The 26,419-nt window shown below is 64.7% G+C and carries 26 protein-coding genes and 1 tRNA gene; 11 read left to right on the top strand and 16 right to left on the bottom strand.

The genetic code is table 11. The features are described from left to right. Positions 1-9: 9 nt before the first annotated feature. The 9 genes from dapD to rpmH form a co-directional block, all read right to left on the bottom strand. Positions 10-855 carry a 2,3,4,5-tetrahydropyridine-2,6-dicarboxylate N-succinyltransferase gene (dapD, locus tag I3J27_RS37040; protein WP_270163742.1) on the bottom strand — a complete coding sequence of 282 codons (846 nt, stop codon included), beginning with the start codon at positions 853-855 and terminating at the stop codon, positions 10-12. A gap of 186 nt (positions 856-1,041) precedes the next feature. Beyond that, a complete protein-coding gene (locus I3J27_RS37035) occupies positions 1,042-1,737 on the bottom strand; it encodes a pyrimidine 5'-nucleotidase (protein WP_270163741.1) in 696 nt (231 codons plus the stop codon). A gap of 14 nt (positions 1,738-1,751) precedes the next feature. Then, complete coding sequence (locus tag I3J27_RS37030; protein ID WP_306417045.1) at positions 1,752-2,738, bottom strand: DUF1036 domain-containing protein; 987 nt, start codon at positions 2,736-2,738, stop codon at positions 1,752-1,754. A gap of 68 nt (positions 2,739-2,806) precedes the next feature. After that, on the bottom strand, positions 2,807-3,694 hold the full coding sequence (gene argB, locus I3J27_RS37025; RefSeq protein ID WP_270163739.1) for an acetylglutamate kinase: 888 nt from the start codon (positions 3,692-3,694) through the stop codon (positions 2,807-2,809). A gap of 114 nt (positions 3,695-3,808) precedes the next feature. Next, positions 3,809-4,180 carry a DUF423 domain-containing protein gene (locus I3J27_RS37020; RefSeq protein ID WP_270163738.1) on the bottom strand — a complete coding sequence of 124 codons (372 nt, stop codon included), beginning with the start codon at positions 4,178-4,180 and terminating at the stop codon, positions 3,809-3,811. After that, positions 4,180-4,833, bottom strand: a complete 654-nt coding sequence (yihA, locus tag I3J27_RS37015) for a ribosome biogenesis GTP-binding protein YihA/YsxC (RefSeq protein WP_270163737.1) — start codon at positions 4,831-4,833, stop codon at positions 4,180-4,182. The genes I3J27_RS37020 and yihA overlap by 1 nt, the downstream gene beginning before the upstream one ends. Before the next feature lie 133 nt (positions 4,834-4,966). Further along, complete coding sequence (yidC, locus tag I3J27_RS37010; RefSeq protein WP_270163736.1) at positions 4,967-6,808, bottom strand: membrane protein insertase YidC; 1,842 nt, start codon at positions 6,806-6,808, stop codon at positions 4,967-4,969. Between the two features lie 13 nt (positions 6,809-6,821). Continuing rightward, positions 6,822-7,268, bottom strand: a complete 447-nt coding sequence (gene rnpA, locus I3J27_RS37005) for a ribonuclease P protein component (protein ID WP_270163735.1) — start codon at positions 7,266-7,268, stop codon at positions 6,822-6,824. A gap of 27 nt (positions 7,269-7,295) precedes the next feature. Continuing rightward, positions 7,296-7,430 (bottom strand): 50S ribosomal protein L34, encoded by a 135-nt coding sequence (gene rpmH / locus I3J27_RS37000; protein WP_008542748.1) that lies wholly within the window; start codon positions 7,428-7,430, stop codon positions 7,296-7,298. Positions 7,431-7,791: 361 nt separating this feature from the next. Here rpmH and I3J27_RS36995 point away from each other — a divergent pair, with 361 nt between their 5' ends. Continuing rightward, positions 7,792-9,294: an ATP-binding protein gene (locus I3J27_RS36995; protein WP_270163734.1), complete on the top strand. Its 1,503-nt coding sequence runs from the start codon at positions 7,792-7,794 to the stop codon at positions 9,292-9,294. A gap of 221 nt (positions 9,295-9,515) precedes the next feature. Then, positions 9,516-9,592: transfer RNA gene (locus tag I3J27_RS36990), tRNA-Arg, on the top strand. A gap of 48 nt (positions 9,593-9,640) precedes the next feature. Here I3J27_RS36990 and I3J27_RS36985 read toward each other — a convergent pair. From I3J27_RS36985 to I3J27_RS36975, 3 genes are all read right to left on the bottom strand, one after another. Next, positions 9,641-10,162, bottom strand: a complete 522-nt coding sequence (locus I3J27_RS36985) for a methyltransferase family protein (protein ID WP_270163733.1) — start codon at positions 10,160-10,162, stop codon at positions 9,641-9,643. Between the two features lie 288 nt (positions 10,163-10,450). Then, the gene (locus I3J27_RS36980; protein WP_270163732.1) at positions 10,451-11,005 is read right to left on the bottom strand and encodes an RNA polymerase sigma factor; all 555 of its coding nucleotides are present in this window, start codon (positions 11,003-11,005) and stop codon (positions 10,451-10,453) included. Continuing rightward, positions 11,002-11,208, bottom strand: a complete 207-nt coding sequence (locus tag I3J27_RS36975; RefSeq protein ID WP_027558682.1) for a YgaP family membrane protein — start codon at positions 11,206-11,208, stop codon at positions 11,002-11,004. Before I3J27_RS36975 ends, I3J27_RS36980 begins: the two co-directional genes overlap by 4 nt. A 420-nt stretch (positions 11,209-11,628) precedes the next feature. Between I3J27_RS36975 and I3J27_RS36970 the strand changes: the two genes are divergently transcribed. Next, positions 11,629-12,531, top strand: a complete 903-nt coding sequence (locus I3J27_RS36970; RefSeq protein ID WP_270163731.1) for a hypothetical protein — start codon at positions 11,629-11,631, stop codon at positions 12,529-12,531. A 159-nt stretch (positions 12,532-12,690) separates the two neighbouring features. Beyond that, positions 12,691-13,959, top strand: a complete 1,269-nt coding sequence (locus I3J27_RS36965) for a DUF1963 domain-containing protein (RefSeq protein ID WP_270163730.1) — start codon at positions 12,691-12,693, stop codon at positions 13,957-13,959. Between the two features lie 67 nt (positions 13,960-14,026). On the opposite strand, the gene I3J27_RS36960 is transcribed toward I3J27_RS36965, so the two are convergent. Beyond that, the gene (locus I3J27_RS36960) at positions 14,027-14,803 is read right to left on the bottom strand and encodes an IclR family transcriptional regulator (protein ID WP_270163729.1); all 777 of its coding nucleotides are present in this window, start codon (positions 14,801-14,803) and stop codon (positions 14,027-14,029) included. Positions 14,804-14,934: 131 nt separating this feature from the next. Between I3J27_RS36960 and I3J27_RS36955 the strand changes: the two genes are divergently transcribed. From I3J27_RS36955 to I3J27_RS36945, 3 genes are read left to right on the top strand one after another with little or no spacing between them, the layout of a single operon-like run. Then, the gene (locus I3J27_RS36955; RefSeq protein ID WP_270163728.1) at positions 14,935-15,726 is read left to right on the top strand and encodes an enoyl-CoA hydratase/isomerase family protein; all 792 of its coding nucleotides are present in this window, start codon (positions 14,935-14,937) and stop codon (positions 15,724-15,726) included. Between the two features lie 3 nt (positions 15,727-15,729). Next, on the top strand, positions 15,730-17,817 hold the full coding sequence (locus tag I3J27_RS36950) for an acetate--CoA ligase family protein (protein ID WP_270163727.1): 2,088 nt from the start codon (positions 15,730-15,732) through the stop codon (positions 17,815-17,817). A gap of 22 nt (positions 17,818-17,839) precedes the next feature. Continuing rightward, positions 17,840-18,877, top strand: a complete 1,038-nt coding sequence (locus I3J27_RS36945) for a tripartite tricarboxylate transporter substrate binding protein (RefSeq protein ID WP_370692000.1) — start codon at positions 17,840-17,842, stop codon at positions 18,875-18,877. Here the strand turns inward: I3J27_RS36945 and I3J27_RS36940 are convergent. Continuing rightward, a complete protein-coding gene (locus tag I3J27_RS36940; protein WP_270163725.1) occupies positions 18,846-19,805 on the bottom strand; it encodes a cobaltochelatase CobT-related protein in 960 nt (319 codons plus the stop codon). The genes I3J27_RS36945 and I3J27_RS36940 overlap by 32 nt on opposite strands. A 449-nt stretch (positions 19,806-20,254) precedes the next feature. Between I3J27_RS36940 and I3J27_RS36935 the strand changes: the two genes are divergently transcribed. Further along, on the top strand, positions 20,255-22,408 hold the full coding sequence (locus tag I3J27_RS36935) for a GumC family protein (protein WP_270163724.1): 2,154 nt from the start codon (positions 20,255-20,257) through the stop codon (positions 22,406-22,408). Between the two features lie 196 nt (positions 22,409-22,604). After that, positions 22,605-23,924 carry an aminotransferase class V-fold PLP-dependent enzyme gene (locus I3J27_RS36930; RefSeq protein ID WP_270163723.1) on the top strand — a complete coding sequence of 440 codons (1,320 nt, stop codon included), beginning with the start codon at positions 22,605-22,607 and terminating at the stop codon, positions 23,922-23,924. A gap of 23 nt (positions 23,925-23,947) precedes the next feature. Here the strand turns inward: I3J27_RS36930 and I3J27_RS36925 are convergent, their stop codons facing one another. Next, entirely contained in the window at positions 23,948-24,346 is a 399-nt protein-coding gene (locus I3J27_RS36925; protein WP_270163722.1) for a VOC family protein, read from the bottom strand. A gap of 163 nt (positions 24,347-24,509) precedes the next feature. On the opposite strand from I3J27_RS36925, the gene I3J27_RS36920 reads away from it, so the two are divergent. Next, complete coding sequence (locus I3J27_RS36920) at positions 24,510-24,728, top strand: hypothetical protein (RefSeq protein ID WP_270163721.1); 219 nt, start codon at positions 24,510-24,512, stop codon at positions 24,726-24,728. Positions 24,729-24,738: 10 nt separating this feature from the next. Next, positions 24,739-25,200 carry a hypothetical protein gene (locus tag I3J27_RS36915; RefSeq protein ID WP_270163720.1) on the top strand — a complete coding sequence of 154 codons (462 nt, stop codon included), beginning with the start codon at positions 24,739-24,741 and terminating at the stop codon, positions 25,198-25,200. A 137-nt stretch (positions 25,201-25,337) separates the two neighbouring features. Here I3J27_RS36915 and I3J27_RS36910 read toward each other — a convergent pair whose 3' ends face one another. Then, the gene (locus tag I3J27_RS36910; RefSeq protein WP_270163719.1) at positions 25,338-26,360 is read right to left on the bottom strand and encodes an LLM class flavin-dependent oxidoreductase; all 1,023 of its coding nucleotides are present in this window, start codon (positions 26,358-26,360) and stop codon (positions 25,338-25,340) included. Positions 26,361-26,419: the final 59 nt, after the last annotated feature.

Here is a 26,419-nt window from a genome sequence, read left to right as displayed (position 1 = left end):
AGACTGATCTCAATCCCGCAGCAGCTCGTTGATGCTGGTCTTGGAGCGCGTGCGCTCGTCGACGCGCTTGACGATGACGGCGCAGGCGGTGCTCGGGCCGATCTGGCCGTTCTTCATGGGCTTGCCGGGCAGCGCGCCGGGAACGACGACCGAATATTCCGGCACTTCGCCGATGAAGATCTCGCCGGTCTCGCGATCGACGATCTTGGTCGAGGCGCCCAGGAACACGCCCATCGCCAGCACCGCGCCCTTGCGCACGATCACGCCCTCGGCGACTTCGCTGCGGGCGCCGATGAAGCAATCGTCCTCGACGATGACGGGCTCGGCCTGGAGCGGCTCGAGCACGCCGCCGATGCCGACGCCGCCGGAGATGTGCACGCGCTTGCCGATCTGCGCGCAGGAGCCGACCGTCGACCAGGTGTCGATCATGGTGCTCTCATCGACATAGGCGCCGAGATTGACGAAGGACGGCATCAGCACGACGTTGCGGGCGATGAAGGCCGAGCGGCGCACGATGGAGCCGGGGACCGCGCGGAAACCGGCATCGCGAAAGCGGTTCTCGCCCCAGCCGTCGAACTTCGAGGGCACCTTGTCCCACCAGGTCGCCTTGCCGGGGCCGCCGGGAATGGCGCCCATGTCGTTGAGGCGGAAGGACAGCAGCACGGCCTTCTTCAGCCATTGATTGACCTTCCACTTGCCGCTCGCATCGCGCTCGGCGACGCGGGCCTCGCCCTTGTCCAGGATCTCCAGCGCCTGGTCCACGGCCTCGCGCACCTCTCCCTTGGTGGTGGTCGAGATGCCGTCACGCGCGTCGAAGGCGCCGTTGATAGTGGATTCGAGGGCGGACAGGGACATCGGGATTTCCTCTTCAGGACGGGAATTTTGATGGATTGGAGCGCTTTTTCGGGATTTGGCGGGACGGAGTCAAGGCATACTCAGCTGTCATCACCCGCGAAAGCGGGTGATCCAGTACGCCGCGGCGGTGGTGATGAAACGCGATAGCGGTGATTACTGGATACCCGCCTTCGCGGGGTATGACGGCTATTTGGGGTGAGACAATCCCGCCAAAAACCCCGCCAGATCGTCCGTGACGTGGTCGACATGGGCGGCGTCCCGACCTTCCAGTTCCCAGTCCTCGCGCACGACCTCCTTGGTGCCGTCAGGCACCACCAGCACGGTGGTCATGCCGAGCGCATGCGGGACGGTGAGGTTGCGGGCGAGGTCCTCGAACATCGCGGCGCGGGCCGGATCGACCGCATGGTCGCCGAGGAATTTCCGGTAGGTCTGCTCCGCCGGTTTCGGCTCGAAGCCGGCCGCGATGATGTCGAACACGCCGTCGAAATGCGCAGCAAAGCCGAGCCGCGCCAGCACCGCGTCGACATGGTCGACCGAGCCGTTGGTCAGGATCAGCTTGCGCCCGGGCAGTTTTGCGATCGCTGCACCGAGTGCCGGGTTCGGCTCCAGCGGCGAATGGTCGATCTTGTGGACATAGGCGAGGTAGTCGTCGGCGGAGACGCCATGCAGGGTCATCATGCCGCGCATGGTGGTGCCGAAGCGCCGATAATAGTCCTTCTGGATGTTGCGCGCTTCCGCTGGGCTGACGTTCAGCCAGTTGCAGACGAACTCCCCGATCCGCGCATCGACCTGCTGCCACAGATTGACGTGATGCGGATAAAGCGTGTTGTCGAGGTCGAACACCCAGGTGTCGACATGGGCGAAGGTGCGGGGAGATTTCATCAACACTCTCTCAATCACGGCATCGCAAACCGCAGCGTCTTGCCGCCGCTGCTCATATCCACCGCGCCAAAGCCCGTCGCGCCGAAACCGCGCGCGCCGCAATCGGTCTGCTCAACGGTCTCGAATTTTGTCTCGCGTGTGCAGAGCTGCTTGTCGCCGCCCCAGTTCAGCGGCCTGTCCTTCAGCTTGATCACGCGGTTGTCGGCGTCGATGGCTTCCGCGAAGCTGAAGATCTGTTTCGGCTGGCCGGTCACATCTGGATGCAGGCAGGTCCTGGGATCGATGCGATACCAGCCGCGGCTCGTCACGGACTTGCCGTCGTCGGTCGCGATCGCCGCCATCACCTTGTGCGGTGTGTCGTTGCACCAGGTCAGGCCGGTCGCAGACGGCGTCTGCACCGCGTCGATCATGGTCTTGAAGAAGTTGGGCGACGACACGATGTCCGCCGGCAATCCGCGGCTCTTCAGGAAGGCGGCCAGCGCAGCCTGCGTCTTCGGCCCGTCGACGCCGTCGATTGGGGCGGCGTCATAGCCCGCGATCACCAGTAGCCGCTGGATGCCGGCAAGGCGCGCCTGCTCATCGTCATATTCCGAATCCTCGGCGAGATAGGAGACCAAATTGCCGTCCGCTCCTTGCGTCGGTGTCACTTGCGTAAAGGCGACTTGCGTCTGGCCGCTGCGGCACTGCCGTGCGGCCGCGATGACGAAATTGTCCTGCGCCACGCACAGCATGTCGCTGCCGTTCTGCGGGATCGGCGAGGCGCCGTAGACGCCGAGCGCGCGGGCATTGAGCAGGATGCGGTCGGCGATCAACGTGCCCTGCACCACCACGCGGCAGGTGGCGGGATCGATCCTGAACCAGCCCCGCGTCGCGGTCGCCGCCTTGTCGTCGATGCCGATCGCGGCCTCGACCACATAGGACATGCGGTTGCAGATCTTGAGGTCGGCGAAGGCGGGCGCGGAGGAGAAGACAAATGAGACGGCCGCGGCCGGCAGCGTCATCAGGAAACGCGTGAGGGGCGAGCGGCGAGGCCGCCGCTCTCCCAGCTCTGTTCCTGGCCGCGCGCTCATCACTTGTGGATCAGCGTTCCCGTGCCCTGGTTGGTGAAGAGCTCGAGCAGCACCGCGTGCTGCATCTTGCCGTCGATGATGACGACACCCTCCACGCCCTGCTCGAGCGCGTAGATGCAGGTCTCGACCTTCGGGATCATGCCGCCGGAGATGGTTCCGTCGGCGATCAGTTTGCGCGCGTCCTTCACCGAGAGCTGCGGGATCAGCTTCTTGGACTTGTCCAGCACGCCCGGCACGTCGGTGAGCAGCAGCAGGCGTTTTGCCTTCAGCGCGCCGGCGACGGCACCGGCAAAGGTGTCGGCGTTGACGTTCAGCGTCAGGCCTTCCTTGGAGGTCGCGAGCGGCGCCAGCACCGGGATCAGCTCATAGCCGATCAACTGGTTGAGCAGCGTGAGATCGACCTTCTCGGGGTCGCCTACGAAGCCGAGATCGACCGCCTTTTCGATATGCGAGTCCGGATCGATGATGGTGCGCGTCGTCTTCGACGCCTTCACCATGTTGCCGTCCTTGCCCGACAGTCCCACGGCCTTGCCGCCGGCCTCGTTGATGTAGCCGACGATCTGCTTGTTGACGGAGCCGGCGAGCACCATCTCGACGATCTCGATGGTCGCAGCGTCGGTGATGCGCAGGCCCGCTGCGAACTCCGAGACGATGCCGAGGCGCTTGAGCATGGTCGCGATCTGCGGCCCGCCGCCATGCACCACGACCGGATTGATCGCGGTCTGCTCCAGCAGCACGATGTCGCGGGCAAAGTTCTTCGCGGTCTCCTCGTCGCCCATGGCATGGCCGCCATATTTGATGACGATGGTTTCCTCGTCATACTGCTGCATGTGCGGCAGCGCTTCGGACAGGATGCGGGCCTGGTCGAGCGGGGAGATGTCGGTCATGTCACGGTCTCGCTGGCGGGTCGGTCGGTGCGCGTTCTATCCGATTGGCGCGCGGGGCGCAAAGTGTGGTGTTCGCTCTTACTCTCCCCCTCCAGGGGAGGGTAAGAGAAAGCGTCACTTCCGCGCCACCATCGCCGCCAGCGTCACCGCCAGCCAGCCCAAGATCATCACCGTTCCACCCGTCGGCGCCGCGAACGGAAACAGCGAGTGTCCGGCATATTGCCGCAAGGTGAGGTCGCCCGCGAACAGCGCGGCACCGATCACGAAGCCGAACGCCGCGATGAGGCCAATTCCGCCATGCAGAAGGCCGCGCGCGTGCAAGGCGACCGCTGCAAGTGCGAGTATGGCAGTTGCATGAAACAGCAGCATGGCGCTCGCGGAGGCAAGCCGGCTCGCGTCAGCGCCGTGGGCGGAGGCGGCGGCCAGCGCGACCCCGGCGGCGCCCATCAAACCGGCAAGCCCGATCAATAGGCGGAACGCCACCATTACTTGCTCCGCTCTTCCAAAAGCTTCGCCATCGCGGCGCGCAAGCTCTCCATACCGGTCGCGCTGCGCGACGAGGTCGCGAGCACGTTCGGGAACGCGGCCGGGTGCTTGGCCAGCGCGGCCTCGGTCTCGGCGATGCGCGATTGCAGCTCGGTCGCCTTCACCTGGTCGGCCTTGGTCAGCACGATCTGGTAGCTGACGGCGGAGCGGTCGAGCGTCTTGAGGACCTCGAGGTCGACATCCTTGAGGCCATGCCGCGCGTCGACCAGCACGTAGACGCGCGCGAGGCTGGCGCGTCCCAGCAGGAATGTGTGGATCAGCTCGGTCCAGGACGCGACCTGGCTTTTCGGCGCCTTGGCATAGCCATAGCCGGGCATGTCGACGAGGCGCAGGTCGCCTTTCCCGGGGACCTCGAAGAAGATCAGCTCCTGGGTGCGGCCCGGCGTGTGCGAGGTGCGCGCCAGCGCGTTGCGGCCCGTGAGCGCGTTGATCAGGCTCGACTTGCCGACATTGGAGCGGCCGGCAAAGGCGATCTCCAGCCCCGCCATCGGCGGCAGCGTCTGGATCGAGGGCGAGGCCCAGATGAACTGCCAGTCGCGCGCGAACAGCTTTCGCCCGGCCTCGATCAGCTTCGCATCTTTGTCGTCGGTCATGCGAAGCTCTTTGTTAGTCCCTCATGGTGAGGAGGCGCGTAAGCGCCGTCTCGGACCATGCAGGCCCCGGTGCTCGTGGCCATCTTCGAGACGCAGCCTTGCGGCCGCTCCTCAGGATGAGCTCGAAGTATCGCTACGTCGCCTTCTTCGCGAACGTCGCCTTGAGATTGTCGAATAATTCCACCTTCACGCCGTTGCGGCGCATGATGAAGCTCTGCTGGAGCACCGAGAGCGTGTTGTTCCAGGCCCAGTAGATCACGAGACCCGCCGGGAAGCCCGCCAGCATGAAGGTGAAGATCAGCGGCATCCAGTTGAAGATGAGCTGCTGGGTCGGATCCGGCGGCGTCGGGTTCAGCTTCATCTGGAACCACATCGTGATGCCCATGATGATCGGCCAGATGCCGAGCGCGAGGTAATGGCCGAACACGGGAATCGTGGTCGGATCGAACGGGATCAGCCCGAACAGGTTGAACAGATTGGTCGGATCCGGTGCCGAGAGGTCCTTGATCCAGCCGTAGAACGGCGCGTGCCGCATCTCGATGGTGACGAACAGCACCTTGTAGAGCGAGAAGAACACCGGGATCTGGATCACCACGGGAAGACAGCCGGCGACCGGGTTGATCTTCTCCTTGCGGTAGATCTCCATCATCTCCTGCTGCTGCTTCACCTTGTCGTCGGGATAGCGCTCCTTGAGCGCCTGAAGCTGCGGCTGGACCGACTTCATCTTCGCCATCGAGGCGTAGGACTTGTTCGCCAGCGGGAAGAACAGCAGCTTCACGATGACGGTCACGAGCAGGATCGAGATGCCGAAATTGCCGAAGAAGCGATAGAAGAAATCGAGGCCGAGGAACATCGGCTTGGTGATGAAGTAGAACCAGCCCCAGTCGATCAACAGATCGAAATGGTTGAGGCCAAGCTCCTTGTTGTAGCCGCCGAGGCCGGCGAACGGGAACACGCCGACCACACCGGCTTCCTTGGCGCCGGCGAACAGCCGCGCATTGGTGGTCGCACTGCCGCCGATCGCGACGGTGACGGGGTCGAGCAGATAGTCGGTCTGGTAGGTGTGGACGTTGCCGACCGGGTTCGACGAGAAGCGCGCCTGAAGCGTGGCACTGGTGTCCGGCAGCAGCGCCGAGGCCCAGTACTTGTCGGTCATGCCGAGCCAGCCGTTGGTGGCCTTGAAGTTGACCGCCTTGGTTTCGTCGATCTTCTTGTAGGCGTATTCCTGCAAGCCATCGAGATAGCCGATCAGGCCTTCGTGCAGGATGTAGTAGCCCGAGACCTGCGGCGTGCCGTGACGCGAGATCAGCGCGAACGGATAGAGCGTGACCGGCGTGTTGCCGACATTGCTCACCTCGTCCTTGACGGTGAAGAGGTAGTGGTCGTCGACCGCAATGGTGCGGCGGAAGGTGAGGCCCTCGCCATTGTCCCATTTCAGCACCGCGGGCGTCGTCGGCGTCAGGCTGCCGCTGCCGTCCTGCTGCCAGACGGTCTGCGCGTCCGGCAGCTTCGCCGTCACGCCGGTTGCCGGCACCCAGCCGAACTCGGCGTAATAAGGCTCAGCCGTGCCCGAGGGCGAATAGAGCACGATCGCGGGCGATTTCGGGTCGACCGTCTCGCGGTACTGCACCAGCGCGAGGTCGTCGATGCGGCCGCCCTTCAGCGAGACGCTGCCGGTCAGCCGCGGCGTGTCGATCTTGACGCGCGGGCTGGCCGCAATGGCGGTATCGCGGGCGACGACCGGCTGGGCCTGGTTCGTGGCCGGCGTCGACGGCTGAGCGGCGCCGCCGGCTTGCGGCGTCGAGCCCGGCGTCGCGGACGCGGTCGGCTGCGGCGTGGTCTTCTGGAGCTCGGCCTGCGCCTGCTGCTGGGCGCGCTGCTTCTCCATCGCCGGCACGTTGTAGAAATACTGCCAGGCGATCAGCACCAGGCCGGACAGAATGACGGCGAGGATGGTGTTACGATTGTCGGTCATCATTCTCTCGTCATCAATCCGGTTTGCGGCTGGTCGCAGGAGCGGGGCCGGGCCTTGAGCCGTCGATTCTTTGGCTATCGATTCTTGGGCCGCGTCCCTTGTGCGTATGCCGCGCGGGCTTCGTGAACGCTATGCGCAGATCGTCGAGCATGGTCGTGAAGTCGCGCGAGAGCGCGTCCCGTCGGCCGACCAGCACGTAATCATGATGGGGCTGCATCGACACCGGATCGAGCCGCTTCACCAGTTCGCGAAGCCGGCGCCGGATGCGATTGCGCTCGGGGGCGTTGCCGTTCTTTTTGGTGACGGTGAAGCCGATCCGGATCGGGCCGCTGTCGTCGCGGCCAAGGTTTTGGCGGCCAAGGCTTCGGCGGTCAAGGCTTTGCAGGACGAACGCGGGACTATTCACCCGCGCGCCATTGGCAACGGCGAGGAAATCCGCTCGCTGCCTCAGCCGATCCATGATGAAATCCCAAAAAGGGGGTCCGGCTCAGGCGCTCAGACGCTTGCGGCCGCGGGCGCGGCGGGCGGCGAGAACCTTGCGGCCGCCGGCAGTGGCGAGACGGGCACGGAAGCCGTGACGGCGCTTGCGCACCAGTTTGCTGGGTTGATAAGTCCGCTTCACGGGTTTTTCTCCGCTGACCGGGCAATTTGCCTGTAGAATTGATGATAAAGTCCGGAAGATGCGGCCCAAACGGGCTTTTTCGGCCCTAAGAGAGCCGCTCCCGGCGCGTCACACCGGGTCATCGCGGACAATTTGCGCGGCTTATAAGGGAGTGCCTTCTTTTCGTCAACGCCGCACAAGGGCACGATTCCGGTGAATATCGCTGTTTGTGCGGGGTTTTTAACCCTTGTGGTGGCGACTCGCGATATCTGCGCTTACATCCCACTTTGGGAGATTAGCGATCCGTAATTTGACCCGTCCCCGGGCGGGTCGCATCCTCCATCAGCTAGGCTCTATTACAAAGCCGATAGGGGCGAATTTCGTGGCAGCGACAGACCTCCAGCCGATCCAGGATCCGGATCAGCCGGGCCAGCCGGCGATGCGGCCCGGTGGTCCGCGCCGGCTTGGGCTGTCTGGCAAGCTGTTGCTGCTCACCGTGCCCCTGGTGATGATTGCCGCAATCCTGCTCTATGTGCCCGCCATCGCCAACTTCTGGGTCAACCGGCTCAACGACCGCGTCGCGGCGGCCAACACGGCCGCGCTGGTGCTCGACGCCGCCCCGCTCGGCATGGTTCCGGATTCGCTGTCGCGGGAAATCCTGAAGAGCATCAACGCCCGCGCCGTCGCCATCAAGATGGGGCAGCAGCGCCGGCTGCTCGCCAGCGACAACCTGCCCACCGCCATCGAGCATGACATCGACCTGCGCGACATGACGGTGTGGGAAGCGATCACCGGCTCGTTCCGGATGATGCTGGAGACCGGCAACCAGGCCATCCGTATCGTCGGGCCCGGCGTCGGCAACGCCCAGTTCATCGAGATCGTGACCGACGAGCTGCCGTTGCGCCAGTCGATGTACCGCTTCTCCCGCAACGTCGTGGTCGTCGCGCTGATCATCGCGGTTTTGACCGCGGGCCTCGTCTATCTCGCGCTCCATTATCTGTTCGTGCGGCCGATGCGGCGGCTCACCGCCAGCCTGGTCGGCTTCCACGAGAACCCCGAGAGCTCGGCCGGGATCATCGTGCCGAGCCAGCGTAGCGACGAAATCGGCGTTGCCGAGCGCGAATTGTCGGACATGCAGCGCGATCTGATGTCGATGCTGCATCAGAAGAGCCGGCTCGCCGCCCTTGGCCTTGCGGTGTCCAAGATCAACCACGATCTGCGCAACCTGCTCGCCTCGGCCCAGCTTTTGTCGGATCAGCTCGCCAGCGTGCCGGATCCGCGGGTGCAGCGCTTCGCGCCGAAGTTGGTGCGCTCGCTCGAGCGCGCCATCGCCTTCTGCCAGTCGACGCTGTCCTACGGCCGCGCCCAGGAGGCCGCACCCGACCGCCGCATGATCCTGATCGAGCCGGTGGTGCTGGAGGTGCGCGAGACCGCGGGCCTCGCCAGCGACGCCTCGATCGCCTGGGTCGCCGCGATCGAGCGCGGGCTCGCCGTCGATGCCGATCCCGACCAGCTCTTCCGCGTGCTGCTCAACCTCGTCCGCAACGCCGCCCAGGCGCTGGAAAGCCATGCCGCATCCGGCGACAGTGGCGTGCAGCAGATCCGGATCACCGGAAAGCGCGAAGGCGCCGTCGCCATCGTGGAGGTCTCCGACACCGGCCCGGGCGTGCCGCCGAAGACCCGGGAGCATCTGTTCGAGGCGTTCCAGACCTCCGGCCGTCCCGGCGGCAGCGGGCTTGGCCTTGCCATCGCCGCCGAGCTGGTCCGCGCCCATGGCGGCGAGATCCATCTGGTCGAAGGCACCCTCGGCGCCACCTTCCGGATCGTCATCCCCGACCGCCCCGTGGAACTCCTCACCATCCGCAACGAGCGGCAGAGGGCATAGAGCATGATCCGGAAAAGTGCGAAGCGGTTTTCCGAAAAGATCACGCTCAAACAATAGTCGGCCAGCGGCCGACACCGGAAACTGTCATTTCCCTGAAAAATCTCCCCCTCCCGGACCTTGCCAATCGAGACAAGAGCGGTTAGTCAGAGCGCTCTTTCGCACCCCTCCGGCGCTGTCCGGAGGCTGCCTGCGGGCCTAGGCTCGCACTGTTCGCGAAAAACGCGCCCGTAGCTCAGCTGGATAGAGCATCAGACTACGAATCTGAGGGTCGGACGTTCGAATCGTTCCGGGCGCGCCATCTTACGACAGGGCACGCTACCACGCCCTTCCCGTGGTGGCGCCCGCGTCACGAATGATTCCGGCGTCCTACGGCTCGCCAGGGCGTGAGCCGCGGAATCCAGCGCGGGACATTGGCCCGGAAATCCTCGTACTGCGCGCCAAATGTCTCCTTGAGGGTTGGTTCTTCGACCACCAGGACCCAGACGTGGAAAAAGAGCCACAGCAGCGCGGCATACCAGAGGAGGCGCTGGTCGCCGAATAAAAGTGCTTGGCCAAGAATGACAGCGGCGACCCCGACGTAAATCGGATTTCGCACGTAGCGATAGAGACCCGTGACCACCAGCTTCTGTGTCGGCGCGATCGGGGCTGGCGTTCCCAGCCCCTGCAGTGCGAACCGCGCGAACGAATCCACGACTCCGGGCACTCCGGCAATGATCAACATAAGTCCGATGGCGCGGGTCAGTTCAAAGCCGAAAAAAGCCGGCCGGAACTCCCAATGTGTGGTCCACCATGGGATGAATCCCGCCAGCACCAAGGGCGCGACGACGAAGAACAGAGCAGAGCCCAAGACCGCGATCGTTTTCGGCATGGCACCTCCTTCCGGTCCTGTCGCATTGTTAGTGCAGCGATGTCCGGTCAGCGCGTTCAGCGGTTGAATCGCGACGGCCTTGCGAAAGCGTCTCGACCAGCCCCACTGTCCAGCACATCGGGCATCCGCGTAGCGCGACGAGGGCGGCAACGCCCGCGCCCAAGGATAGCCAGGGGTGCGCGGTCTGGTGGACGATGGCCCAAGCGAGTAGCGCCGCCGCAGCTGCGCCGCGCATCAGGTGTGCGCCCAGGAAAGCGCTCCCGAACATGCCGGCTCCACGAAAGTAATTCATGTGCCCTCTCGTCCGCTGTCCTTCGTGCCGAGCAGGTATTCGCGCACCAATGTGCGGGCGCGGCGCAGGCGGCTTTTGGCCGCTTCGCGCGTCACGTCGAGCCGCCCGGCGATTTCTCCAATCGTCAGATCTTCGAGATCTCGCAGCAGCAGCACTTCGCGATGCGACGGCGAAAGCGACTCGATCGCATTGACCAAGTCTATGCGTAACTCGTCCGGCGGGACCTTTGCGAGCTCGCGTGACTCTTCCAGGCTGGCGATCTCCTCGACTCCGCGCATCAGCATCAGCGCCGGCAGCATGCAAAGGCGCGCGATGACGGTCAGCAGCCAGCCGGCGAGTGCGGCTGGACTGCGGATCGTGCCCACGCGCCGGTACACGACGATGAGTGCTTCCTGCACCACATCTTCGAGGACCGAGGCGCGGTAGCAAAGGCGCCGGGCATAGCGCCGAATGTCCGGCTGCAGCGCCACCAAGAGCTGTGTGAGCGCGTGCCGATCGCCCGACTGTGCCGCGAGAAAGAGATCGTCTGATACGCGCGCCAAGGCGGTCATCCCTTCAGTGGCTCGCGCCCGGCGACGGCGCAGGCAGGGCAATAGCCGAACACGCCGGTGACCAGCGTCACCACACCCGCGCCGCTGAGCAGTAGCCCGAGCGGCGAAGCGTGCAGCGCAACCACGCCGCAGATGAGCATCAAGCCCCCGCCGATCAGCCTGGCCGCGCGCTCCCACCCGCCAACGTTCTTCCTATACCACATGGTTCTGTGCTCCGGTTCGTGACGCGCCGCTATGGCGCATTCATCCAGACAAGAGGGCGCAAACCCGGCGCCGGGGTCGCGGCCCAAAAAATAATTTGAGGGGGTGGCAGCTTCGGCAGGCTGGCGTGGGCGTCGGGTGCGGGCCTGGGCCGCTGAGGAACGCCGGCATTGCTGCGCAGCGCCAGTCGGTTGATGGCGCATCACGTCGATCTCGGAATCGACCGTGTGGGCCGCTATCGGGGGTAACCGGACCACCCTGGAAATCGGGAAGACAGCCGCACACGAGGCAGTGTGCAAAATCAGGTAGTCGCACATTTGCCGATTGGAGCGTGCGGCGGGCCGCGGCATCATAGCGCCACGGCGAAACTATAGTGCCCATCTTCATCGGCCCTGGCGCCATTTGCGGTAGTAAGTAGTCCCATGCGTACGATCGATCGCCTCTTCTCCTGCCTCGCTCTGTTCCTTGCATTCGCAGCCGTCCCGGTGCATCCGACGCGCGCGGCCGAGACCTGCCCGTTCATCAGTGCCAAGGAGCTCGCCGCCGCGATGCCGGCGCTCAAATGGTCACTGATTTCAAATCAGGACGGGCGCGGCTGCATCTACCGGGGCGGGCGCGGCGACACGATGATGCTGACCGTGTTCCGCAATCCCGACAAGGATCGCGCCAGGGAATTGTACGCGACCTTCGTCAAGACGCTTGGCGAGCGCATGCCGCTCAACGCGGTCGCGGGCATCGGCGACGAAGGCCAGGGCGGAACGACCGCCGCCGGCGCGGAGCGCCAGGAGGCCTCGGTCGTCGCTTTGTCCGGCGATGACATTCTGCAGGTCACCGTCTATCCGACCGGCCGGCGTGCCGATGAGGCGCTGCTCAGGCCGCTCATAGATGCGGCGCGCGTTGCCATCGCCAACGTGAGCAAGAGCAGCGAGCGGTTCGGCAATTGCGAGTGGCTCACGGCCACGGATGCCGATGGCTTTCTCGACAAGAGCACGCTCGAGGTCCAGCGCACCGGCGCGGGCAGCTGCATGATGTTCGATCGCGAGGCCAACGCCATGACCGTCGCGGTGATCGCGACCTCGCGCGATACGGCCATCGGCATGATGAAACGCGCAGGTCCCTGCAAGCACGTGGCGATACCCGAGCTCGGCAGCGAAGCGTTCGGCGAGCATTCCTGCACCAAGGGCAACGGCAACGCCGTCACCATCTATGTCTGGAAGAACGGCAGGCAGGCCTCGATCCTGTTCGCGCCCGTCAAGCCGCATCCCGAGTCCGGCTCGGTCGAGCGCCTGAAGGCGGTCGCCGGACGCGTCTATGGAAAATTGTAACGGCGCTGTGTGGGCGTATCCAGGAGACGAGTGAGGCGAGAGCCCGCTTAGGTTGCGTATGAATTTGGTCGATGGTAAGGATTAAATCCGATGGCCTTCCGCACGCCTAAGGTTTGATCGCGCGTCTCGTGCACGATGCAGGCATGGAGCATTACCGTTATGTCCGCCGACGTTGTTCTGCTGGAGCGAGTGTGGCCGCCGGCAATTCCCGATCCAGGCCACGTCAGCCAGATCGGCGGCTGGCCGAACTTGCCGGCAGAAATGGACTGGCCAGAAATCGTGCTCGCAGATGGCGGTCGGGTCGCTCTCGATTTTCTGGCGCAGATCGATTTGGCAGAGCTGCCGAATGTGACGCAACGTGCTCTGCTTCCAGCGGCAGGAACACTCTATTTCTTCGCATTGTCACAGAGCCACGTGCCGCTGGAGGAGTTCGGCCCCGGGGCGGCGCGCGTGCTCTATTCTCCTGTCAGCGCGCGGGGCGTGCAGCCCCGACGTCCACCACCAAACGCGGGGTGGAATCAGGACGAGCTGAATCACGGCCGAACTGTTGCGGCCGAATACCGTGACACCGACGCGCCACGTGGCGAGTTGCACCCTCGCTGTCCCGTGGTCGCGCGAGGTGCGCAGATCGGAAGCGATGGGATCGCGGACGCGGCGATCGATAGGATCGAGACGTCCTTCGACTTCTACAGGGCGTCGCTCCCGCGCCGCGTGGAAGACGCGACGCTCTATATCAACTTTGCGCGAAATCACTGGCGTGAAAATATCATTCCATTTGATGGCATGCGAGACCACTTCACGAGGCAAGCGCGGGAGTATGTGAACTTCGAGGGGAAACCACTTCCGGGTGGATGGGTGCCTCCACAACAGCCGCGACCGATTTACGTCGACAACTGCCTGTCCGAGGCTTTCTGGGCCACGTTCAGAACGGACTATTCGCATTGGCGGGATGAGGCGGTCTCTTTGAAGGCACAGCTTCTTGCCTTGGGCCGGGACACGCTTCTTCTCGACGACCAGCGCGAAGCGGTACACGGCGTGGTCGAAGCTGGCGACCGTCTGGCACGACAGGTGAGCCGCTATGGACTGTATCTTGACAGTCGTGGTCCAATGGCATCGAGGATGGCGCTGGCCACGCTCCTGTTGCAGCACCCGGAAATTGCACGGAAACACGGCGACGAGGTAGCGGCCGCTCATCCCGGACAACAGAGACGGCGAGCTATTTCCCACCGCATGCTCGGTCCGCCATACGATGTCCAGGGCGACACGATGAGTGGGGAGGAGCCAATCCTGTTGTTGCAACTGGACTCGGATGAATGGGGGCCACGTCTAAGCTGGTGGGATGGGGGCAATCTGACGTTCTGGATTTCGGCGCCGGACGCCGCAGCGGGGCGGTTCGATCGCGCTCGCGCCGAAATTGAGGGCCATTGAGTCGAGCCTGCCGATGGGTGCGCCCAATGGGTTGCTGCATCACAGCGCCACGGCGAAAGAACGGTCTTCACCGGCCCGCCAGCACCTCCTTGCACTTCGCCGCAAAGGCGTTGAGGTACGCGCCCATCTCGCTCGTCAGCGCGTCGGACCGATCGACATTCTGCAGGCTCATGTTGAGTGCGTAGACCGGAAGCCCCTCCAGCACGATGGGCGTTGCGACGGCAAGCACGGCGGGCTGCCACGACACCGCGCAATAGCCGTCGCGTTCGACGGCGCTGATCGATCTCCTGACGTCCGCAAGCAGCGCCTTCGTGGCCGCAGCGCTGCGCCGTCTGAACAGTCTCAGCAATCGCTCGCGCTCGGCCGCTTCAATGCCGGCGAGATAAGCGCGGCCGAGCGACGTCAGCTCCATCGGCACCTGCTGACCGGCGACCACGTTGCGCAGCGCCGCGCGGGGGCTGTAGCGGATCGATTCGAGATAGACCATCATGGTTCTATCCGCGGTCGCTAACCCCACGTTGAGCCGGCGCTTCGCCGACTCGGCCCGCATCATCGCTCCGATCGCGTTGAGCACGGGCGATCCCGTCCGCATCGCATGCCCGATGCTGATGACGGACGCGGCAAGGCGATAGTTCCGCTCGCTGCGCACTTCGTCGAGCATCCCGGAATTGACCAGCGTTCGCGTCAGCCGGCTGACCGTCGATCGCGGCAATCCTGTTCGCTCCGCAATCTCGCCGTTGCCCAGCGTGTCGACGCCGGGCCGGAAGGCCCGGAGGATCTCGACACCCCTTTCGAGCGACCGGTTGCCGTCAACTCCGCCTGCATATCTGCGCGCCTGCGCCACATCCAGCCTCTTTGGACATTTCCACTAAGTGGAATTAAGGGGATGTCCCGGCGGATGCAAGCCGCTATAGGCACAGGAAAGAAAAATGCCTGCCAGCGCAGGGCTTAACGACTCCAGCCAGGGAGCTTGCCATGTCCTATCAGCTCATCGAATTTTCCGTCGAAGCCGGTGTCGCGACGATCGCATTCAACCGGCCGGAGCGGCGCAACGCCATGAGCGACGAGATGCGCACCGAGTTCGTCAATGCGCTTGAAGCTGTCTCCCGCGACAAGGCGATCAAGGCCCTGGTGCTGACCGGGCGCGGCAACGCCTTCTGTGCCGGCGGCGACATCAGCGGAATGAAGCGTCGGCTCGAGGCGCCGCAGGGCGAAATTGCATTCAACGGATGGAGCCGCCAGCAGGGCGTGCATCACGTGCAGTCGTTCCTGCTCGGCCTGCCGAAACCCACGATTGCCGCCGTCAACGGCGCTGCGGCGGGCCTCGGTGCAGACACGGCGCTGGCCTGCGACTTCGTGATGGGAACGGAACGATCGAAATTCACCTGGTCCTACATCAAGCGAGGGCTGATACCAGATGGCGGCGGCCTGTATTTCCTGCCGCGCCGGGTTGGGCTTCCCAAGGCAAAGGAGTTGATCTTCACCGGGCGCATGGTCGAGGCCGACGAAGCGCTCTCGCTCGGCATCGTCGATCGCAAGGTGGCCTCGATCGAGCTTCTGCCGGCCGCGCAGGCCTGGGCGGCCGAACTGGCTGACGGGTCTCCCACTGCGCTGGCGCTGGGCAAGAAGATCCTGAATGAAACCTTCGAGCATTCCGCGCACGATATCTTCAATCTCGGCAGCCAGGCCCAGGCCATCTGCTACACCAGCGCGGAGCATCGCGACGCCGTGGCGGCGTTCCTCGCGCAATCCCCGTCGAAGGGGTGAGCCATGAATGCGATCGAACGCCTGATCCGGCCGCGCAGCGTCGCGGTGATCGGTGCATCGGCGGACCCCGGCAAGACGTCGGGGCGACCGGTCTCCTATCTCCAGAAGCACGGCTTTGCGGGTGAGATCTATCCCGTCAATCCGAAGGTCGCAGAGATCGGCGGCCTGACCTGCTATGCCGACGTTGCTTCGCTGCCTGATGTGCCTGATGTCGGCATCGTCCTGCTCGGTGCGGAACGCGCGCACGTCGCGGTGCGCGAATTGTCCGAGCGCGGCGCCGTCGCGGCGATCGTTCTCGCCAGCGGCTTCACCGAAACCGGAGCAGAGGGCGCCGCGCGTCAGAAGCAGCTCATGGCAGCCGCCGGATCCATGCGCCTTCTCGGGCCGAACACGATCGGCCTGGTCAATCTCACCGACAATATCGTGCTGTCGGCCTCCGGCGCGCTGGCGATGGATCACTTCCCGCTAGGCGCGATCGGGCTGGTCTCGCAGAGCGGGGGCATTCTCGGCGCCCTGTTGTCGCGCGCCGCAGCGCGCGGGGTCGGGCTGTCCAAGCTGGTGTCGACCAGCAATGAAGCCGATCTCGAGCTTGCTGATTTCATCGACTTTCTCGCTGACGACAGCGCGACCAGGGTCATCGCGCTCTATATCGAGGCGATTCGCAATCCCGCCCGCTTTCGCGAGGCGGTCCTCAAGGCGCGCCGCGCCGGCAAGCCCGTTGTCGCCTTCAAGATCGGGCGATCGGAAGCGGGTGCGAAGGCCGCCGTCTCGCACACGGGGGCGCTTGCGGGTTCTGATCGCATGTACGACGCTTTGTTCAGTCAGCTCGGCGTGATCCGCGCCAGGACGTTCGAAGACCTGCTCGACATTCCCGCAGCCCTTAGCGTGGGACGGAAGTTGTCCGGCAGGCGTGTGGCGATCCTGACCTCGACCGGCGGCGCCGGCACGATCGTCTCCGACAGTCTCGGCGTCGCCGGCTTTGCAACGCCCGCGCCCGACACTGAGACGGCCGCGCAATTGCGCAGCCTTCAGTCGGGATCGCAGGCCGCGCTCGATCGCAATCCGATCGACGTGACCTTGGCCGGTCTGCAGCCGGATCTGCTTCGCGCCGCGATCCGCATCCTGCTTGCAAGTCCATCCTACGATGCGCTGACCATCATTGTCGGCTCGTCGGCCGTGGGATCGCCGGCCCTGATGGCCGATGCCATCCACGATTGCCTGCCGATGAGCGACAAGCCCGTCATCGCCTATGTGAGTCCCCACGCGCCCGACGTGGTCTCCGTCCTCACCCGGCGCGGCGTCCCGGCTTATACGTCCGCCGAGAGCTGTGCCGCCGCGCTCGACGGGCTCTTGCGGGCCAGCATGCCGGAACAGGTCCAGACATCCGGTTCGATCGCGCCGGCGGTCGATCTCGGCGACTTTCCGGCGGGATCGCTTGATGAAGCACAGGCCAAGACCCTGTTCGCGCGCTTCGACGTTCCGGTCGTGGCGGAGAAGGTGGTCGCAACATCGGGCGAAGCGGAGCAGGCGGCGCGCGACTTCGGTGGCCGGGTCGTGCTCAAGATTCTCTCGCGCGAGATTGCGCACAAGAGCGACGTCGGCGGCGTCGCGGTTGGCCTGACCACCGAAACGATCGGCGGCCGCCTGACCGTGATGGCGGAGGAGGTCGAGGCGAGAGCCGGGAAGCGACCCGACCAATTCCTGGTTCAGGAGATGATTTCAGGTGGCGTCGAGATCATTCTCGGGATGCATCGCGATCCCTTAGGGACAGCGATCCTGCTCGGAATGGGCGGCGTCACCGCCGAACTGCTCAAGGATACGACGATGCGCCTGCTCCCACCGGAGGGCGGCCTCGGCATGGCCGAGGCTCGCGCGATGGCGCGCGATCTCGTCACGTGGCCCTTGCTGGACGGCTTTCGGGGCCGGCCGAAATGCGATGTCGAAGCGCTCGCCGCAACGATCGTCGCTTTCTCGCGCATGGTTGCGCAACTCGGCGACCACCTCACTGAAGCCGAGATCAATCCGGTTTTCGTATTGCCGGCGGGCCAGGGCGTGAAGGCAGCCGACGGATTGGTCGTTCTCAATGTCTGAACAAGATCGCATGGAGCTCCAGATGGCCATTGGCGACATCATCAATCACGACGGCGCTCGCAAGAAGGGTTTCGCCGTACGGCGCTGGCTGGACCTCGCCATCCTCGCCTTTGCCGTCATGCCGATGGTCGCAGGACTGGGCGTTGCGCCGGCGCGCGCGGAATATCCAGAAAAGATCATCAAGATCGTGGTGCCCTTCGCAGCCGGCGGCGGGACCGACATCATCGCGCGTACGACGGCGCAGGACATCCAGACGGACCTCGGCAAATCCGTCATCATCGAGAACAAGCCGGGCGCCGGGACCATCATCGGAACCCAGACGGTCGCCACCAGCGAGCCCGACGGCTACTCGCTGCTGATGGCGACCTTCGCCCACGCAGTCAACCCGAGCCTGTACAACAAGCTGCCGTTCGATCCGCACAAGGATTTCGCGGCGGTCTCGCTGATCGCGCGGTCCTTCAATATCGTCGTCGTCAACCCTGCATCCAAGATCAACTCGATCGCCGATCTGATCGCTGAAGCCAAGGCCAATCCGGGCAAGCTCAATTTCGGGACGTTCGGCACCGGCACCTCGGCCCATCTCGCGGGCGAGCTGTTCAACGCGATGGCGAAGGTCAAGATGACGGCGGTGCCCTACAAGGGCGCGGCGCCCGCGATCAGCGATCTCCTGGGCGGGCAGATCGATGTGATGTTCACCACCGTGGCAAGCGCGGCCTCGCTGGTGGCTGCGGGCCAGCTCCGGGCGCTGGCGGTCACATCCGCCGAGCGTTCGGCGGCGTTTCCGCAACTGCCGACCGTCGCCGAGGCAGGCGTGCCCGGCTATGCCGCCGAGTCCTGGTACGGATTGTACGCCCCGGCCAAGACGCCCGCGCCCGTGATTGCCCGCCTGAATCAGGCGGTCGCAAAGGCCGTTCAGTCCGGTGGCTTCAAGCAACTCGAGGCCAACGAAGGCCTCATCATGGTTGGCGGCTCTCCGGAAGCGCTCGATCGCTATGTGGGGCAGGAGGAGGACCGCTGGCGCAAGCTGGTCAAGGACGCGAACATCGAGGTGCAACAATGAGCCGGTTGATGAGCTGAAGCAGCGTGCTCTCCAGCTCTTCCGGAGAGCCGATGGTGACGCCGTCCTTGTAATATTGCTCGACCGGATGGCCGATGCCTATCGCCGCAATCTGGACGTCGCCGGCCTGCTCGATCTCGCCGATGATTTGGCGCAAATGGTGGATCAGATACCCGTCGCCATTCGTGAGCAAAGTGGAATCGTCGACCGGCGCACCGTCGGACAGCACGATCAGATATTTTCGCCTCTCTTCGCGCCGGCGCAAACGCGACGCTGCCCACTCGATGGCTTCGCCGTCGATATTCTCCTTGACGAGATCTCGCCGCAGCATGGTGGCACAGCGTCGCGCGCTCAGCTTCTCGTCGGTGCTGCAATAGACGATATGCAGCAGGTCGTTCAATCGCCCGGGATAGGAAGGTTGGCTGTCGCTCAGCCATTTTTCCCGGCTCCGGCCGCCCTTCCAGCGCGTCGTCGTGAAGCCGAGCACTTCCTGCCTTGCGCCGAGGCTGTCGAGCAGGTCGGAGGCGGCCAGCGCAGCCCTGGCCGCGAACAGCATCGGTTGTCCCCGCATCGATCCGGAATGATCGATCAGCAGCGACACGACCGCATCAGCGGCACCAAGAGCGGAGCTGTCTTGCGGTTGGGAAGCCGCCATGCCCGCACGTCGAGCGGCAAGGTCCGCTTCTAAGTCGTACAGCGGTTCCGCGTCGACCTCCGGAAAGCGCTCGGCCCAGTGGCGGTCAGGGAGCATCGTCAGGACGGCGTCCAGATCGTCGGCCTTGATCTCCAGGTCGTAGTCTCGGGTATAGGCCCGATAAGGCCGATTGGAATCGAACCGAACCGGATTGCGCCACGGCCTCCGAAGCAATGGCAAAAAGCTCACCGCAATGAGCGCAACGAGCACGGTCAGGAAAGCGTTACGCCAAAGCAAGCCGGGCTCCAGTGATCTCGACGGTCAGGCACAGTACCCGGCAACGCGGAGTGAATGAGCTGATCTAATCGCCAAAGCGTCGGCAAGTACAATTGTCATCGGGGGCTCCACGCATTGGTCGCGTCTTGGCCATCCTTCCGGCTGGGCAGCACGTGCCGCTTCTGACCCGTTTTGGAAATTGTCGGGATCAGCGCAACCCGCCGCATTTATCTAATAGCGATTTCAATGGTTTGAGCATGAGCTGTTCCGAACGGCCCGCCACTCCTGCGCAAGGCCGAGAGCAGGCCAGCAGGCGAATGTTCGAAGCGAAGAACCGGCGTTTCCGGCTGAGCAAAGCCGCGAGCTATGACCGCCCCGCGCTCCCAGCCGTAACCGCCGGTTAACCATGGATATTTACGGTGTAGCAAGCCTCTGAGCCGTGGTTGTCAGTTGATTTCGAGTCCAATCCTATGGCGTTCGGTCGAAGCGCATCTCCGCGAAGCATCGCCCCGACGGAGCCTGCGGCTTCGTGGGAAGCGCCGCGGGCTGCTGCGGCAAAGCCTGACGGCGCTGCGCCTGCGCGGATCGAGGGATCGCTGACCGTCTCGGGCGCACTCGCTTTCCTGCGCGAGAACGGCCGCCGCATTCTGACGCTGGCAGCAGCGCTGTTTGCTCTCGGCGTCGTCGTGCTGATGGTTCTGCCGGTGCGCTATGCTGCGACGGCGCTGGTCGTCGTCGATCCCCGCGAACTGCGCGTGACCCCGGACCAGGACGTGCTGCCCGGCATCGGCCAGGACGCCGCTGCGCTCCAGAGCCAGATCGAGATCGCCAAATCGGACGGCTTTCTCCGCCCGCTGATCGAGAAGCTCCAGATCGCCGAGGACGAGGATATCGCGGGCGGCTACACCGACATGACGCGCCTGCTCGAAAAATTCCGCAACCGTCTCGATATCTCGCGCCGCGGCCTGACCTATGTCATCGCCATCTCGTTCACCTCGAACAGTGCTGAGCGTGCGGCGTACTACGCCAATGCCATCGCCGATGCCTTCGTTGCGAGCCAGGGCCGCGTCCGCACCGACGCGACGGACGAGGCGGCCGACTGGCTCAAGGACCGCCTCAAGACACTGAACGAGCGCCTGCGCGCATCGGAAGATGCCGTCGCGGCCTTCCGGCTCGAGCACAAGATCCTCAATGCCGGCAAGGATTCCACCACCCAGCAATTGCGGGTGACCGATCTCAACCAGCAGGTCTCCGCCGCGCGCCTGCGCACCGAGGAAGCCAAGGCGCGTTACGAGCAGGTGCAGCGCGATCTCAAGGCCAATGTCGAAGGTCCCGTGAAGCAGGACCTCCTGAGCATGCTGCGCGCGCAACGCTCGACCCTGAATGACCAGATCGCACAGAAGAAGGCGGTCTACGGCGACCGCCATCCCGATCTGGCGATCTCCTACAGCCAGCTCGCCGATCTCAACCGGCAGATCGAGGTCGAGCGCAAGAAGAACATCGACACCGCGAAGTCGGAGTACGAGGCCCAGCTCGAACAGCAGAACGCGCTGGAAAAGCAGCTCAAGGCGCTCGAGACGCAGATGCTGGTCGACGGCCAGGCGCTGGTGAAGCTCCAGGAGCTACAGCGCGACGCCGATGCCAACAGGAACATCTACGAGCAGTTTCTGTCGCGGTTCAAGACGACCAACGAGCAGCGCCAGCTTCAGAGCTCCCAGACCAAGATCGCATCGCCCGCCATTCCGCCGCGACGCTCGACGCGCCCGCCGCTCGCTCTGCTGCTTGCCGCGCTCGCCATCGGCTCGCTGCTGACCTCGACCGCCGCTGTCGCGGCGATGGGAAGCGTGTCCGACAAGAGCGATCCGGCAGAGGCTCCCGCTCAAGCGCCTGTACGTGCGAAAGCGGAGGGCACGCCCCATCGGCAAGTCCAGCCTCCAGCGCCTGCCGCGCCCCCGCCCGAGCCGATGCCAAACTTGCCTGTCTGGGCGCGCATTCCCGATCTGGCATCCGGAGCGGTTCTCAACACGGTCTGGCAAAAGCCGGTTGCCGCCACAGCCGAGATCGATCTCGGCGCCTACTTGCGTCCGCTGCTCGAACGGATCGATCGCACGCCGGTGCGCGGCTGCAAGGTCGCCCTCGTGCTGTCGGTCGGCAAGAGCGCCGGCGGCAATACCGTGGCGCGCTCGCTCAATCGCGCAGCAGTCAATCGCGGCATGATGAGCGTGCTGATCCGGCTGCAGCCGGAATTCGCCGGTGCCCAGCCGCCGGTGACCGAATGGCAGGACGGCTCGACCACGGCCGGACTTCAGTCGATCGTCGAGCTGCTGAGTGCCGGCCGTAAAGCCGACGCACGGCCCGAGGACGACATTCGCTCGGAGTTCGACCTGATCGTCGTCCATGCCAGCAATCTCGCGCTTCAGCCCGACGCCATCGCGCTGGCCGCGCATGCGGATCTGATCATCCCGGTGGTGCGCGCCGGCGAGCTCGGTTCGGCGGCGATGCGGCGGGTCACCGCAGCGCTGTCGCGCTACAACTCCGTGCCGACCGGCCTCGTCGTCAATCATGCCCCCGCGGGCTCGGTGGCGCCTCATCCCGACGGCGGCGCCTTCAGCGCGGCGGTTTGACGACGCCGTCGTCCGTTTCTAATCGCGATCTTGTCGATCTCATTCGGCCCGCCGGTATTGGCTGACGCGGTTTGCCTCGCCGGAATCGGCTCGCGGAGTTTGATCGAACTCACCTCGGCATCATCGAATTGTCATCGCTCCGTCATTCACGCTCTATCGATCGCTGCTCCTTATCCCGCGCATCGTGGAGACTGATATGCATCCGACTGAGACAATGTCGTCCGACCGCCGGTCGATCCTGAAGGGCCTTGCGGCTGCAGCCGTCGCGTCGCTGGCGGCACCGGCCGTGGCGGCCGAGAGCCTTCCGGCGCAGCCGACGGGATCTGCCGCGGCCATCGCCACCGACAAGGCCTATTGGTCGGCCGTGAAGGGGCTCTATGCCGTGACGCCCGATGTCGTCAATTTCGAGAACGGCTATTGGGGCATCATGACCGAGCCGGTGCGGCGCGAGTTCATCCGCCAGTCCGACATGATCAACTTTCAGAACACCTACTACGCGCGGCAACGCGCGGGAGCGGATTTCGAGGCCGTGCGCGTCAAGGTGGCGGAGGCGGTCGGCGCGGCGCCGGAGGAGATCGCGCTTACCCGCGGTGCGACCGAAGCGCTGCAGCTCCTGATCGGCGGCTACAACAGGCTGAAGCCCGGCGACAGCGTGCTCTACGCCGACCTCGACTATGATTCGATGCAATATGCGATGAACGCACTGAAGGGCCGCCGCGGTGTCGACGTGGTCAAGTTCGATGTGCCGGAGCCCGCCACCCGCCAAGCGGTGCTCGACGCCTATGCCCGAATCCTCGAGGCGAACCCGAAGGCAAGACTTCTCCTCCTCACCCATGTCAGCCATCGCACCGGCTTCGTGATGCCGATCGCCGAGATCGCCCGCATGGCCAGGGCCAAGGGCATCGACACCATCGTCGACGCCGCGCATTCCTGGGGACAGATCGACTTCCGGGTCAGCGAGCTCGAGGCCGATTTCGTCGGCTTCAACCTGCACAAATGGATCGGCGCGCCGCTCGGCGTGGGCTTCCTCTACATCAGAAAGGACCGCCTCGCCGACATCGACCGTGACATGGGTGACGAGGATTTTGCGGAGACCGATATCCGCTCGCGGGTTCATACCGGCACGGTCAATTTCGCCACGGTGCTGACGGTGCCGACGGCCGTGGCGCTGCATCAGCAGATCGGCGCGGCGGCGAAACAGGCCCGCCTGCGCCATCTGCGCGACTATTGGGTGAGCCGCGCCCGTGGATTCAAGGACATCGAGATCCTGACGCCGGATGAAGTCGGCTCATACGGCGCGATCACGTCGTTCCGCCTCGCCGGCAAGACCAGCAAGGTAGACAACGACGCCATCGTGGCGAAGCTCCGGGACAGCCACAAGGTCATGACGGTGCGCCGTGCCGGCGTCGCCAAGGGCCAATGCATCCGTGTCACCCCGGCGCTCTTTACCGACGAGGCCGATCTCGACCGCCTCGTCGAGGCGCTCGCCGTCGTCACCGGCACGAAGACGGGGTGAGGCTGCGCGAGGCGGCGCCTGCGTCAACTGCGCTTGACTGATTGGATCAGGTCCCAGCGGTTGCCACAGAGATCCTCGAACACCGCCACGACGCCATAGGCTTCATGCCGTGGCGCCGCGACGAAGCGTACGCCAGCGGCGGTCATGCGCGCGTGATCGCGCTTGAAATCATCCGTTTCCAGGAACAGGAAGACGCGCCCGCCGGTCTGGTCGCCGATGCGCGCCGTCTGCGCCGGACCGTCCGCGCGCGCCAGCAGCAGGCCAGTGCCGGAATTGCCCCGTGGCCGCACGACCACCCAGCGCTTGCCGCCGCCGAGCGGCGAGTCCTCGCAAAGCTCGAAATTCAGCGCGCGCGTGAAGAAGGCGATCGCTTCGTCATAGTCGGCGACCACGAGACTGACGAGGGACAGATGCTGGTTCATCGCGCAATCCGGCGAATGGCGGCGAACGCGCCGTCAGGAAGACAAGGATAGTATGGCATCGATCTGGCTGCGCGATCGCCAGAGGTTGCGCAGGCCCATTGCAGGAACTTCCACTTTTTCCCGGCGTTAGGCCGATGGCTCGCACAAGCGGCCGGCTCGCGAGATGAAGAACTTTTCCAACACAGAATTTTCCCCCGAGGTGATCGAGCTCATGACCACCGCCCTGGAAGCTGCGGTCGCGACCCTGCCGGAGCCCGTGCATTCCTCGCACGTCAATGCGCTCGCCGAGTCCATCCTGCGTACGGCTGGTGCGGGAGAGCGTGACGTGGCGAATTTGCAGCGGATCGCCTTGCTGGAGCTGCAATTGGCGCCGCGCAACTGATGAGGCCGACATGAAGACGATAGCCGCTATTGTCATTGCACTCTCTGCCATGTCCCCGGTTCTTGCCCGGGCCGACAGCTGGACCACCTATCGCATTCCCGAGACTGGAACATCGGTCGACATTCCCACCTCGGTCTTCACGGAACAGGCCGGAAAACCAGACGGATATGGCCAACAATTTCGTACGCCCGACGGCGGCGCCGATCTCACCGTGCAGGCCGTTCGCCGCGAACAGGGTATTTCGCCCGCCGCGTTCCTCGCGGCGAAGCAACCGCCATCGGCGATCGTCTACAAGCGGATCACGCCCGGCTTCTTCGTCGTTTCCAGCATCAAGCGTGACAAGATCTGGTATGACCGCTGCAACTTCTCGAGCCGCTACGTTCATTGCGTGCTGATCAACTATCCCGCGGCCGAGAAGCGGCAATGGGACGAGGTCGTGACGCGCATCAGCCACAGCCTGAGCGGCGGCTGAACCGGGTCACAAGACCCCGGAAACCGGCCCAGCATCCGGCGCGAAGCAACCTCGAACTCGGCAGCATCCGCCCTTGCGGATCGACCTGTCGAACGTAACGCGCTCATGGAGCGCCTCATCCTGATCAAGCCGGCGGACTACCGCCACCCGAGCGCCGGCGCGACATGCTTCAGAATCGCCTCGATCGCATGCGCGCAATAGTCGACGCCGAGCTGGTTCGGAATCGTCAGCAGCAACGTATCGGCCTCGGCGATCGCCTCGTCCTGCCGCAACTGCTCGATCAGCGCATCGGGCTCGGCGGCATAGGACCTGCCGAAGATCGCGCGGGTGCGCGGATCGATGAAGCCGATCTGGTCTTCGCCGCCGCGCTCGCCGCCAAAATAGGCGCGGTCGCGATCGTTCATCAGCGCGAAAATGCTGCGGCTGACCGACACGCGGGGCTCGCGGCTGTGGCCGGCCTCTTTCCACGCTGCGCGATAGGCCCGGATCTGCGCGGCCTGCTGCACGTGAAAGGCTTCGCCGGTCTCGTCGTTCTTCAGCGTCGAGCTCTGCAGATTCATGCCGAGCTGCGCCGCCCACACCGCGGTCGCGTTCGAGCCGGCGCCCCACCAGATCCGTTCGCGCAAGCCCGCGGCATGCGGCTCGAGGCGTAGCAGCCCCGGCGGATTCGGAAACATCGGCTGCGGATTGGGCTCGGCAAAACTTTCGCCGCGCAGCAGGTCGAGGAAGACCTCGGCATGACGCCGGCCCATGTCGGCATCGCTCTGGCCGTCAGCCGGGCGATAACCAAAGTAGCGCCAGCCGTCGATCACCTGCTCGGGCGAGCCGCGGCTGATGCCGAGCTGCAGCCGTCCGCCGGCGATGAGATCGGCACTGCCGGCGTCCTCGACCATGTAGAGCGGGTTCTCGTAGCGCATGTCGATCACGGCCGTGCCGATCTCGATCCTGCTGGTCCTGGCACCGACGGCGGCGAGCAGCGGGAAGGGCGAGGCGAGCTGTCGCGCGAAATGGTGCACGCGAAAATAGGCGCCGTCCGCGCCGAGCTGCTCGGCCGCAACCGCAAGCTCGATCGATTGCAGCAGCGTATCCGCCGCCGAGCGGGTCTGCGACTGCGGCGAGGGCGTCCAGTGGCCGAAGGAGAGAAAGCCGATCTTTTTCATGGGGGCAACATATGGATGATCGGGAGAGTTTGCGAGACGTCGGCCGAGGGAAAATGGCT

This window comes from Bradyrhizobium xenonodulans (assembly GCF_027594865.1).
Classification (GTDB): domain Bacteria; phylum Pseudomonadota; class Alphaproteobacteria; order Rhizobiales; family Xanthobacteraceae; genus Bradyrhizobium; species Bradyrhizobium xenonodulans.
Note: the sequence above shows the minus strand (reverse complement) of the source record. Positions and strands in the feature narration are given on the sequence as shown.